The organism is Peptoniphilus koenoeneniae (assembly GCF_030812875.1).
Taxonomy (GTDB): domain Bacteria; phylum Bacillota; class Clostridia; order Tissierellales; family Peptoniphilaceae; genus Peptoniphilus_B; species Peptoniphilus_B koenoeneniae.
Genome location: NZ_JAUSTN010000006.1, coordinates 147,458 through 159,448, shown reverse-complemented (window position 1 = coordinate 159,448; position 11,991 = coordinate 147,458). Strand labels below are relative to the sequence as shown.

At 32.1% G+C, this 11,991-nt stretch carries 9 protein-coding genes, 1 tRNA gene and 1 other RNA gene; 7 read left to right on the top strand and 4 right to left on the bottom strand.

The window, feature by feature from the left end; all coding sequences use genetic code 11:
• Window positions 1-1,527: S-layer homology domain-containing protein (locus tag J2S72_RS06910; RefSeq protein ID WP_307495236.1), on the top strand; the 1,527-nt coding region annotated here is incomplete at its 5' end.
• Between the two features lie 311 nt (window positions 1,528-1,838).
• Here the strand turns inward: J2S72_RS06910 and ffs are convergent.
• The 3 genes from ffs to J2S72_RS06895 form a co-directional block, all read right to left on the bottom strand.
• Window positions 1,839-2,103: signal recognition particle sRNA large type (ffs, locus tag J2S72_RS06905), an RNA gene on the bottom strand.
• Between the two features lie 12 nt (window positions 2,104-2,115).
• Window positions 2,116-2,205, bottom strand: a tRNA-Ser gene (locus J2S72_RS06900).
• Window positions 2,206-2,318: 113 nt separating this feature from the next.
• Window positions 2,319-4,385, bottom strand: coding sequence for a Tex family protein (locus J2S72_RS06895; protein ID WP_307495235.1), 2,067 nt, complete (start codon window positions 4,383-4,385; stop codon window positions 2,319-2,321).
• 56 nt (window positions 4,386-4,441) lie between these two features.
• On the opposite strand from J2S72_RS06895, the gene brnQ reads away from it, so the two are divergent.
• Window positions 4,442-5,740, top strand: coding sequence for a branched-chain amino acid transport system II carrier protein (gene brnQ / locus J2S72_RS06890; RefSeq protein ID WP_307495234.1), 1,299 nt, complete (start codon window positions 4,442-4,444; stop codon window positions 5,738-5,740).
• 25 nt (window positions 5,741-5,765) lie between these two features.
• Here the strand turns inward: brnQ and fdxA are convergent, their stop codons facing one another.
• Entirely contained in the window at window positions 5,766-5,936 is a 171-nt protein-coding gene (fdxA, locus tag J2S72_RS06885; RefSeq protein WP_023055678.1) for a 4Fe-4S ferredoxin, read from the bottom strand.
• Between the two features lie 239 nt (window positions 5,937-6,175).
• Here fdxA and J2S72_RS06880 point away from each other — a divergent pair, with 239 nt between their 5' ends.
• The 5 genes from J2S72_RS06880 (at window position 6,176) to J2S72_RS06860 (ending at window position 11,941) form a co-directional block, all read left to right on the top strand.
• On the top strand, window positions 6,176-6,877 hold the full coding sequence (locus J2S72_RS06880; protein WP_307495233.1) for a tRNA1(Val) (adenine(37)-N6)-methyltransferase: 702 nt from the start codon (window positions 6,176-6,178) through the stop codon (window positions 6,875-6,877).
• The gene (gene rsmI / locus J2S72_RS06875) at window positions 6,874-7,674 is read left to right on the top strand and encodes a 16S rRNA (cytidine(1402)-2'-O)-methyltransferase (RefSeq protein ID WP_307495232.1); all 801 of its coding nucleotides are present in this window, start codon (window positions 6,874-6,876) and stop codon (window positions 7,672-7,674) included. Before J2S72_RS06880 ends, rsmI begins: the two co-directional genes overlap by 4 nt.
• The gene (locus tag J2S72_RS06870; RefSeq protein WP_307495231.1) at window positions 7,671-8,600 is read left to right on the top strand and encodes a DNA double-strand break repair nuclease NurA; all 930 of its coding nucleotides are present in this window, start codon (window positions 7,671-7,673) and stop codon (window positions 8,598-8,600) included. The genes rsmI and J2S72_RS06870 overlap by 4 nt, the downstream gene beginning before the upstream one ends.
• A gap of 8 nt (window positions 8,601-8,608) precedes the next feature.
• The gene (locus J2S72_RS06865; protein WP_307495239.1) at window positions 8,609-10,429 is read left to right on the top strand and encodes an ATP-binding protein; all 1,821 of its coding nucleotides are present in this window, start codon (window positions 8,609-8,611) and stop codon (window positions 10,427-10,429) included.
• A 126-nt stretch (window positions 10,430-10,555) separates the two neighbouring features.
• The gene (locus J2S72_RS06860; protein ID WP_307495230.1) at window positions 10,556-11,941 is read left to right on the top strand and encodes an alanine/glycine:cation symporter family protein; all 1,386 of its coding nucleotides are present in this window, start codon (window positions 10,556-10,558) and stop codon (window positions 11,939-11,941) included.
• The last annotated feature ends 50 nt before the right edge of the window (window positions 11,942-11,991 follow it).

The window sequence follows — 11,991 nt, the reverse complement described above, 5'->3', positions numbered from 1 at the left end:
ACAACACCAGACACAACAGCACCAGGAGCACCAAAAGTAGAAGCAAAAGATGATGGAAGCGTAACAGTAACACCACCAAAAGATGAAGATACAAAGACAGTAACTGTAAAATACAAAGACAACAATGGAAACGACAAGACAGTTACAGCAACAAAAGATGACGATGGCAAGTGGTCAGTACCAGACGGATCAGACGCAACAGTAGATACAAACACAGGAGTAATTACAATTCCAGCAGACAAAGTTAAAGATGGCACAGAAGTAAGTGCAAAAGCAACCGATAAATCTGGAAACGCATCAACAGAAGAAGGTAAAGACACAGCAAAGACTCCAGGTGAAGATAAAATCAAAGCACCAACTACACCAGTTGAAGTAGCTGACCCATCTAAGTTAACATCAGAAGAAAAGAAGGCTGTTGAAGACGCAGTTAAGAAAGCAAATCCAAATCTACCACAAGGTGCAAACATTGACGTAGCAGATGACGGAACAGTAACAGTAACGGATGCAAATGGCAATAAAATTGGTACAATTCCAGCAGACAAGACTGTTAAGCCAGCACTAAACGCTCCAACTACACCAGTTGAAGTAAAAGACCCATCTAACTTAACACCAGAAGAAAAGAAAGCTGTTGAAGATGCAGTTAAGAAAGCAAATCCAGACTTACCAGCAGATGCAACAATTGAAGTAGGTAATGACGGAACAGTAACTGTAAAAGATGCAAATGGAAAAGTTATTGGAAAATTAAGTCCGGATAAGACCGTTAAGGATATTAATTCCGGTGGACAAACTCCTTATCCAGGAAATACAGACAGAGATATATCTGGATGGTTCTCCTACAAGGATATAGAAGTTAAGAAAGAAGAACAAGAAGTTCACGAAAGAGGATACCACGAAGTTTATATGTACGGTTATCCTGATGGAACATTCCGTCCAAACAATAACATTACTAGAGCTGAAGCAGCTGCTATGATTTCAAGACTTAAAGGCTACAGCTTAAACGACACAAGTGCACCTATGTTTAATGATTCAAAGACCGGTTGGTTCACATCTGCAATCAATGCAGTATTTAAAAATGGAATCATGAAAGGTTACAAGGATGGAAACTTCAGACCTAATGCTAAGATAACAAGGGCAGAGTTTGCACAAATGATCATGAATATAGATAAACCTAATTCAGCAGTTGCAACCTTTAAAGATGTTAAGGGTCATTGGGCAGAAGCTGCTATCAACCAAGCTTTTAGAAATGGCAGAATAAACGGATATCCTGATGGAACATTTAGACCAGATGCTCCTATCACAAGAGCTGAAGCAGTTAAGATTGCAAACAGTCTAATGGAAAGATCAGTTGATATTGTAGGACTTAAAGAAAAATTGGCAAATCCGACTATGATTTCTAGATTCAGTGACTTAGATAGTACTCATTGGGCTTACTATGAAATCATGGAAGCAACTAATGACCATCAATTCGAAAGAAGAGTAAATGGTTTAGTAGATGAAGATTGGCTTCAAATTTATAAAGAAAAATAAGATTTCTAATAAGTTTATAAAATAATTTTTCACCGGAGACATTGATGTCTCCGGTTTTTTATTTTTATTACTTTACTTAAAAATTTAAATAGAAGGGGTATTTTTAAAAGATGAACTTATATTAATTCTTAATGGAAATAGGAAAAAAATTCAGGGTTTTTAAAATGGGTTAATAAAAAATAAAAAGTAATAATAATCTTTCACAGCCTTAAATCTATTGTAAATGTAGATAAATTTGTAAAAGATAAGAAATGCATAAGAAATTTAAATATTAAAAAAACACAGATCTTAAAATCTGTGTTTTTATGTAGCCGTGCACCTTATATCGAATAAAATTCATACACGGTACCCATAGAGTTAGCTCCAACCAGGCACTCCCACGGCACACGAAACTTCTCACTTAGTGCTGCTTCCGTCAAGACCTGACACGGTTCATGAGCATTCGTTGCGTAGGACCCAATCTTCAACACCACTTTTATGGGGCTGACTATACAAAAATTTATCCTCCATAAGGCTTCAATCCTGCTACAGCGAATTGCAGGTTACAAGGCATCGCTAATTCCCCATTTAGCACGGCAAATTTAAAACTGGCGGAGAGAAGGGGATTTGAACCCCTGATACGATTTCTCGTATACACGCTTTCCAGGCGTGCACCTTCAGCCGCTCGGTCATCTCTCCAAACTTCAGAAAACTATTATAACATAAAAAAACTTTATTGACAAAAGCAAAAATAAAAATGCAAAACTTTATAATTTAACATTTTAGTTTTGCATTTTTTAATAAAAAATATTTTATTTAATTTTTTTAAGACCTATACGATTTCTATCTTTATCAATTTCAACAACTTCTACATCAATTATGTCTCCAACACTTACAACTTGGGAAGGATGCCTTATAAATTTTTCAGATAAGTTGGAAATATGAACAAGTCCGTCATCGTGTAAACCTATATCTACAAAACAACCGAAGTCAACTACATTTCTTACAGTACCCTTTAGTTTGTCTCCAATTTTTAAATCTTCAATACTTAAAAGACCACTTTTTAAAAATACTGGCTCAAGTTCATCTCTAGGATCACGGCCTGGTTTTTTAAGCTCCTCTAAAATGTCTCTTAGGGTGTATAAGCCCACGTTTAAACTTTGGGCAAGGTCTTGGTTGGCTTTTTCATTTCCCTTAAGTTTACGGGCAATCTCGTAGCTCTCAGGATGGACTGCGGTCATATCTAAAGGTTCATCTCCACCTAAGATTCTTAAAAAGCCTGCGGACTGTTCATAGGCTTTTGGACCGAGACCTTTTATATTTTTAAGTTCTTTTCTATTTTTAAAAGAACCAAAATCATCTCTGTAAGCAACTATATTTTTAGCTATACTTTTGCTTATGCCGGAAACATATGAAAGAAGGGAAACTGAGGCTGTATTTAAATTTACTCCTACAGTGTTTACACAATCTTCAACAACTCCTGAAAGTTTTTCGTTTAATTTTTTTTGGTTGAGGTCATGTTGATATTGACCGACTCCTATATGTTTGGGTTCAATTTTTACAAGTTCTGCAAGGGGATCTTGAAGTCTTCTTCCTATGCTTATTGCCCCTCTTACAGTTACATCAAGGTCAGGAAATTCTTCAGTCCCTTCTTTGGAAGCTGAATAAATTGAAGCACCTGCTTCATTTACAAAAGTTCTTTTTACATCTGAATTATTTTTTTTAAGTACATCTGCCACAAAACTTTCAACTTCTCTTGAAGCTGTTCCATTTCCTATGGCAATTACTTGAACTTTATATTTTTCAAGGTAGGATAATATTTTATTCTCTTCATTTTTACCTTGATGACCGGCAATATAAAAAACATCATTATCTAAAAATTTTCCATTTTTATCTAAGATTGCCATTTTCGTTCCCGTACGAATACCTGGGTCAAGAGCCATTAGGACTTTATCTTTAAGGGGTCTTATCATAAGTAGATTTTTAAGATTAAGTCCGAATAATTCTATAGATTCATTTTCGGCACTTTCTGTTAAATCGCTTCTAAGCTCTCTTTCTACAGAGGGAAGGATCAATCTTTTTAAAGCATCTTTTAGGATTTCACTTTTAAGATCAGTAAGCTTTCCGTCTAAGAAATCCATGGCTATATTATTAAAGATAAGTTCTTCAGGAAAGACTATATTTACTTTTAAGGCTTCTTCTTTTTCGCCTCTATTTAAGGCAAGGATTCTATGACTTGGGATATTTCTTATAAGTTCTGAAAAATCTTCATACATTTTGTAAATGTCGTTAGGATTTTTGCCTATTTGAGATACTATAGAAGCAAATCTTTTTGATAGAGTTTTTATAGTTTTTCTATACATGGGATTATCAGAAATGTCTTCAGCTATAATATCACAGGCGCCCCGTAAAATTTCATTAGGGTTTTCTATGGAGTTATTTTTTTCAATAAAAGCATCTATTTCTTTAAAGATTTCTTCAAGGTCAAGGCCCTTATAGATCATATCTGAAAAAATTTCATAGCCTTTTTCCTTAGCGATACTTGCACGAGTATTTTTCTTTTTCTTAAAGGGTCTATATATATCTTCAAGACTTGAAAGAACATCTGCATTTTCTATATCATTTTTTATTTCTTGTGTTAATTTTCCCTGCTCATCAATGAGTCTTAAAATTTCTTCTTTTCTGCTGTTTAAATTTCTTAAATAATTTAATCTTTCTTCAAGTTTTCTAAGCTCTTCATCATTTAATCCGCCGGTTATTTCTTTCCTATATCTTGCAATAAAGGGAACACTATTACCTTCATCCAAAAGTTTTATAGTGTCTTCTATTTTTTTCAAATCTATATTCAGTTCTTTTGATAACTGATTTGTTATTTCCATATTTCACCTCAAGTGTTATTATAGCATAAGAGCATAAATCAAATTAAGGAGAAGATATGAAAGATAAAAGAAATATACTATTTTCGGGCTTCGCATTATTTTCAATGTTTTTCGGAGCAGGCAACTTATTGTTTCCACCGGTTTTAGGCAGAAATGTGGGATACCAATTTATCCCGGCAAGTTTGGGTTTTTTAACAACAGGAGTAGGTCTTGTAATGCTTGGAGTAATTGCAACAGTAAGAGCAGGTGGAACTATTGATAACATTGCAAATAAAATAGGAGAAAAATTTTCTTCTGTTTTCGGAACAATTATTTTAATTGCCATAGGACCAGGCCTTGCCATTCCAAGAACTGCAGCAACAACGTATGAGATATTTCAAGGTTCGATTTTAGAAGACTTAAATCCCTTAATTTCATCTCTTATATTTTTTGCAATAGTCTTATTTTTTGTACTAAGACCTAAAAAAATAGTAAATAGTTTGGGCAAATTTTTAACTCCCATTCTGTTAATAGTTTTAGGACTTATAATATTTAAAGCTATTTCAAGCCCTCTTGGACCTTTAAAAAACTTTGAACTTAAATCTGTTTTTACCTCAAGTTTTATTGAAGGCTATCAAACAATGGACGCTCTTGCAGCTTTAGTTTTTACAAAAATAATCATTGACGGATATAGAAACGAAGGTATTAAAGATGAAAAAATAATTTTATCTTCCACAGTTAAATCTGCAATTATTGCAGCAATAGGTCTATCTATAATTTATAGTGGACTTTTATATATGGGAGCAACTGCATCTTCATTGAACCTTGCAGAGATGGGTAGAAGTGAATTTTTAATTTATACAACAAGAGAGCTTCTTGGATATTGGGGTAACTTAATTCTTGCTATTGCTATGAGTTTAGCTTGTCTTACAACGGCAATAGGTCTTACTGCAACAGTTGGAGAATTTTTTAATAATCTTACAAAAGGAAAGCTGCCTTACAGTTTAGTTGTAATAATTTCAAGTTTATTTTCAGGATTTTTTGCAGTAACGGGAGTAGATAGTATTGTGGCTGTTTCAGCTCCAATATTAAGTTCTCTTTATCCTGTAGTAATTGTTTTAATTTTTTCAAGTATTTTTAAAGAAGTTTTAGGAAAAAGATCAACACAAATAGGTGCTGTTATAGGAGCAATAATTCCTTCCTTGGGAATTATTTCAGGAATTTTTGGAAAAGAAATAGAACCTTACTTTTTTATAAGAAGGTTACTACCAGAAAGTTTTGGACCTTTTGTTTGGGTTATACCTTCAATTATCTTGGCAATAATATTTACGATTTTTAAAATTGGAGAAAAAGACATAAAAAAAGAGACGATCTAAAAAGATCGTCTTTTTTTATTTTTTATTACGCTTCAGGTTGAGCTGCTCCTGTTGGGCAAACTGCTGCACAAGCGCCACAATCGATGCATTGATCTTGATCAATTACATAGATGTCGCCTTCAGAAATACATCCTACTGGACATTCAGGTTGGCAAGCGCCACAAGCTATACAAGCGTCTGTAATAATATGAGCCATAAAATACCTCCATTAATTATTTTTTATTTACTTACGGACTAATTATAACATTGCATTATCAAATTTACAATAATTTAAGAATTATTTCAATAATTGATAACAATTACAAATTAGATAAATGGCGATAAATAGAGCTTTAATAAATTAAATGTGATTATTATCACAAATAATGATAATGATATTACCGTACTAGTAATTGTTTTCTTTAAAAAGAATTTGCCTGATGATAAAATGTATTTATGTGTGATAATAATTTATTAAGTTTAGATATTGTGCCAGGGAGCAAATATTTTATATATCAAGGAAAAAATGCCTTTAGATATTGTACAGATTCCATTATTTTGTCAAGTTTTGCTAATGTAAAGGGACTTATCTTAGATGCAGGATGCGGAAATGGAATTTTATCCCTTAGAATTATAGATAGGGTTGAAGAGGTTTACGGAGTTGATAAAGATGAAAATGCCTTGGACTTATTTAAAAAATCAATTTTAAAAAATAAAATAGAAAAAATAAAAATAATTAATTGTGATTTAAAAGACCTGTGGGAAAAATATAATGAGAAATTTGATGCAATTATATTTAATCCTCCATATTTTAGTAAATCTTTAAAATCAAAAGACTCAACTAAAGATGCAAGGCACTCAGATGATCTAAACATGATAGTAGCTTCTCTTGTAAAAACTTTAAAATTTAAGGGTTCAATAAATATGGTATTTCCAGCAAATAGATTAGCTGAACTTATAAGTATTTTAAGGGCAAATAAACTTGAACCTAAGAGGCTTAAACTTGTGAGAAATACTGAAAATGCAGATGCAAAAATATTTTTAATAGAGGCCAAAAAGGGAGCAAATATTTCCTTAAAAATCGAAAGAGATTTAATTTTATATAGAGATGGAAAGATGACTGAAGATTTAATTAGTATTTATGGTGATGAAAGATGATTTATTTTTGTCCTAGCCCAATAGGAAATTTGAAAGATATAACTTTAAGAACATTGGAAGTTTTAAAAAGCGTGGATTATGTTGCCTGTGAAGATACGAGAATAGGCGGCAAACTTTTAAAACATTTTGAAATTGAAAAAAAACTTATACAATATCAAAAATTTAATGAAATAAAACAGTCGGAAAAATTAGTAGAGCTGGCAAAAAAAAGCGACATAGCTTTAATAACAGATGCGGGTATGCCGGGCATAAGTGATCCAGGAGCTATACTTGTTAAAAGACTTATTGAAGAAAATATTGAATTTACAGTTTTACCAGGGCCAAATGCTGCTCTTACAGCTCTTGTTGCTTCAGGTCTTGATACGGAACATTTTTATTTTTATGGTTTTTTAGATTCAAGAGAGGGAAAAAGAGAAAAGGAACTTGAAAGTTTAAAAAGTTTAAGGTCAAGTATTATTTTTTATGAAGCTCCTCACAGAATTATAAAAACTTTAAAATCCATTGAAAAAATTTTAGGGGACAGAAAAATTTCCCTTTCAAGGGAACTTACAAAAATTTATGAGGAAACTTTAAGAGGAAAGGTTTCAGAAATTTTAGAAGGACAAATAAAAGAAAAGGGAGAATTTGTTATAGTAGTTGAAGGCTCTAAGGAAGAAGAGGTTTTTACCCTTGATATAAAAGAAGAGCTTAGAAAATTAATAGATGAGGGAATGACAAATTCTCAAGCAGTAAAAGAAGTTGCTGACAAGTTTAATTTAAAGAAAAATGCAGTTTATAAAGAGAGTTTAGACTTATGACTTATGAAAATTTAAGAGATCAGGTAAAAAATATAAATAGGTCCATTAAAGAAAAATATTCTGCAATTTTTTCAATGGAAAATTTAGAATTTAGAAATTTAATTATTGATAAGGTGGGCCAAATTTTAGATCTTGAAAAAATGAAAGAAGACCAACTTAAAAACTTTGGGAAATTAATTACAGTAGATGGTTCAGTAAACAGGGCAGGGGGCAATTATCCTCATTACATTGAACTTTATAGGGCATTAGGTCTTGGAACGGATAATTCAAGGCTTATAAAAAATATGGTTTATACCCCTATTCTTTCAGAAGAAAAAAATCAAAATGAAGATAAATCCAAAAAGCTTCTTGCAGAGATTGAACTTGAAACTGCAAGGGAAGCTGTGGAAAAATTTAAACCTCAAATCCTTATGATGGATGGAGGTCTTGTAAGATATTATATCTATGGGAAAGAAAAGCTTGAGCTTTTAATAAGTACAGCAAGGGAAAATAATACAGAGGTTTTCGGTCTTATTAAGGATATTAAAACGGATATTATATCTAAAGCCTTAAAATTTTCAAAAGATTTTTATGACAGGGAAATTCTTTTCGGTAGACTAAAGGTTGGAGAGGGAATTTTTATTAAAAATACTGTTAATGAAAAATTTAAAGATTATGGCTTCAGCTCTTGTTTTTTAAGGACTTCAAATTATCCTGGAGCTGTGGGAATAGATTTAGTTGATGGAACTGAAGAAAAGCTTAAAAAAATTGCAAACCTTGTTTATACTTTAACTCCAAAAGATTCAAGGGGAGTCCCTCTTTTAATAGATATAGTGGATAAGGAAGTTAAAATTACAGATGATATTTTAAATAAAATCTTGGAAAGCGAATTGGACAGACAATATTACGAAAGATTTTTTATTTCAGAAAGGGATAAGAGAAATTGAAAGATACTATGAAAGTTCTTGGAACCACCAGTAATACAAGTGTATTTATAGGTTCAAAAGACAGAAATTTTAGAATGAATGAATTTTTAATTGTTGATGATAAGGCTCAAGGACCTTTAATAGGAGAAATTATAGAAGCTCAAACTTACAACAAATTTATTCCCCTTGAAATAGGGGGAGATTTTGTAGATTCTTCAGTTATAGCATCTTTAACCGCCATGGGCTACGATCTTTCAAAAGATACAATTTATATTGGAAGGCTTAGACTTTTAAAAGAAGCCCTCTATCCAATTTTGGCGGGAAGTAGTGTTAGAATTCCTGAATTTGATGAAGTTAAAAATTTACTTACGCCTATCGATGAGGAAAAGGGACTTACTTTAGGAATTATAAAAAATACTGATGACCTATATCTTGGAAGCCCAGATAAATTTAAAAATTTACTTAAAACTTTTGAAGATGGAGAAATACATGAACAAAGGGACCTGCCCTTTATTTTTAATTTCAGATCCATGCATGAATATCCTCACATTGGAATTTTTGGAGGATCAGGCTCTGGAAAGAGTTTCGGTTTAAGAGTTTTACTGGAAGAATTTATGAAAAAATCAATTCCCGGCCTTGTTCTTGATCCCCATTATGAAATGGATTTTTCAAATTTAACTGGAGAAGATTCCTTTGAAGATAAATTTATTTGTCTTACAGTTGGGGTTAATACAGGAATAAAATTTGAAGATTTAAGCCAGGGAGATTTAAAAATTTTACTTTCCAGCGTTTCAGAGCTTTCAGAATCCATGAACAATGCAGTTGATGTTTTGTTTAAAAGGGGAGAAAATATTGAAACTTTTAGAAAGAGACTTGAGTATCTTATAGAAGCTCAAGATTTAGGAAAGGAAAAAATTGAAAAACTTCTTTCTACTGAAAAAGATCCGGACCAATACAACAAATATAACAAAATGCTGGACCTTTTTAATACCTATGATAAAAAAGTAAACAACGCTTCCTTGAGGGGGGTATCTTGGAGACTTAACAGTTTAATTTATTCAGGAATTTTTAACAGAGATATTTCTGAAATTGAAAAGGGTATTAAAAAGGGAAAACTTGTAGTAGTTCAAGGCTCAACAAAGATGATTTCAATTTTTAGCTCCTATGTTTTAAATAAACTTTACAGCCTTAGAAGGGATTATAGAGATTCATTAAATTTTGGAGAGGAAAAAAATTATTTTCCGCCCTTTATTATAGTTACAGATGAAGCTCACAACTTTGCTCCAAAAGCATGGAATCCGCCTTCTAAATCAATTTTAAGGGAAATATCCCAAGAGGGAAGAAAATACGGAGTATTTTTAATTCTTGCAAGCCAAAGGCCAACCCTTCTTGATGAAACTATAACAGCTCAATTAAATTCAAAATTTATTTTTAGAACCGTAAGGGCTTCAGACATTGATACCATAAGAGAAGAAACGGACATTTCTTCAGAAGAAGCAAAAAGACTTCCATATCTTACTAGTGGCGATGTATTTATTTCATCATCGCAACTGGGAAGGACTTCTTATGTGAGAATAAGGTATGCAAATACTGAAAGTCCTCACAAGGAAAATCCTTTTGATGAGTTAAATAAAATGAAAAATAAAGAAGTTGAAGATTTAATGGAAAAGATAAAAAATTATTTTCCAATAGATCTTAATAATATTTCAAATATTTTGGATAATTTGGAAAAACATTATAATTTGACTTTTTCAGAAAAGGATTTTAGAGATAAATTAAATGATTTAGTTGAAAAAGATATTTTGACAAAAGAAACAACTATTTTAGGGGACAGGTACAATCTTAAATAAAATGAATTTTTTTAGGCACCTATGTGCCTTTTTTTTTATAAAAAATTAAAAAAAATAAAAAATTACAGTAACACTTTAAATTGATTTGTGGTAAAATTACTTATAAATTTTTATTGGAGCTATTTTATGTCATATATTTTAAAAATTAACAGTTTTTTAAACTCCCTAGTTTGGGGTTATCCTTCACAAATATTACTTTTGGGAACGGGGATTTTTCTCATGTTTTCCAGTCATTTTATTGTTTTTAGAAAATTTCCTTTTATATTAAAAAATACTTTTGGAAAAATTTTTGAAAAAGTTGATAAAAAAGAGGGCTATATGACTCCCTTTCAAGCCGTTTCAACAGCCCTTGCTGCCACAGTGGGAACAGGTAATATTGCAGGAGTAACCCTTGCTATTACAACTGGAGGACCGGGAGCGATTTTTTGGATGTGGATTGCAGCTCTTGTAGGCATGACAACAAAAATGGCTGAGGTTAGTCTTGCTCTTGCAAGCTCAACAAGAAATTCAAAAAATGAAAAAGTTGGCGGACCTATGTATTATATTGAAAGGGGCCTTGGAAATAAATTTTTGGCAAAAACTTTTGCTTTTTTCGGCATGACTGCATGTTTTGGAATTGGATGCATGACTCAGGCAAACTCCATTGCATGTAACATAAATTCCTATCTTAAGATTAACAAAAGCATAATAGGAATGGTCATTTGTTTTTTGTTAGGCCTTGTTCTTATTGGAGGAGTAAAAAGAATAGGAGAAATTGCTGAAAAAATTGTTCCCTTAATGGCTTTTATTTATATTTTAGGAGGTCTGGTTGTCCTATTTTTTTTAAGAGATAATATTTTAAATTCTTTTAAACTTATTTTTTCATCAGCCTTTACACCTCAAGCAGCTAGTGGAGGTTTTTTGGGATCTAACTTAAAACTTGCCATGAAGTCTGGAATTGCCAGGGGAGTATTTACAAATGAAGCAGGCCTTGGTTCAGCCCCTATTGCTCATGCAACTTCAAGTGCAGATCATCCTATTAAACAAGGTATGTGGGCTGTTTTTGAAGTTTTTATGGATACTATTGTAGTTTGTTCCATAACAGGCCTTGTAGTTATTTCATCTGGACTTTGGAAAACAAGTCAATATGAAGGAGCAGTCCTTACAGCTCAAGCTTTTAACTTAGGGTTTAATGGAGGCCACTATATAGTTAGTTTAGGTCTTATTCTTTTTGCTTTTACAACAATTATTGGTTGGTCTTATTATGGAGAAAAATGCAGCGAATATTTATTTAAGAAAGATATAGCAATACCCTTTAGGATTATATACATCTCAGCGGCTTTTATAGGCTCTGTGGGAGGCTTAAAAGAGATATGGACACTTACGGATACCCTAAATGGAATGATGGCAATACCGAACCTTTTAGGCCTTATATTGTTAAGACGACCTTTTGAAAAATTAGTTAAGGATTTTTTTGATAGCCCAGACAAAAAAAGGGAAGAAAATTTTGACTATATGAAATTTTTTAAATAGTTTTTATAAAAAAAGTCTGTTGAATTTCAACAGACTTTTTTAATTTGTTT

Coding starts and splice junctions, on each gene's coding strand:
- J2S72_RS06860 (WP_307495230.1), top strand. CDS start 10,556: ATGTCATATATTTTAAAAATTAACAGTTTTTTAAACTCCCTAGTTTGG.
- J2S72_RS06895 (WP_307495235.1), bottom strand. CDS start 4,385: ATGGAAATAACAAATCAGTTATCAAAAGAACTGAATATAGATTTGAAA.
- J2S72_RS06865 (WP_307495239.1), top strand. CDS start 8,609: ATGAAAGTTCTTGGAACCACCAGTAATACAAGTGTATTTATAGGTTCA.
- brnQ (WP_307495234.1), top strand. CDS start 4,442: ATGAAAGATAAAAGAAATATACTATTTTCGGGCTTCGCATTATTTTCA.
- J2S72_RS06870 (WP_307495231.1), top strand. CDS start 7,671: ATGACTTATGAAAATTTAAGAGATCAGGTAAAAAATATAAATAGGTCC.
- J2S72_RS06880 (WP_307495233.1), top strand. CDS start 6,176: ATGTGTGATAATAATTTATTAAGTTTAGATATTGTGCCAGGGAGCAAA.
- rsmI (WP_307495232.1), top strand. CDS start 6,874: ATGATTTATTTTTGTCCTAGCCCAATAGGAAATTTGAAAGATATAACT.
- fdxA (WP_023055678.1), bottom strand. CDS start 5,936: ATGGCTCATATTATTACAGACGCTTGTATAGCTTGTGGCGCTTGCCAA.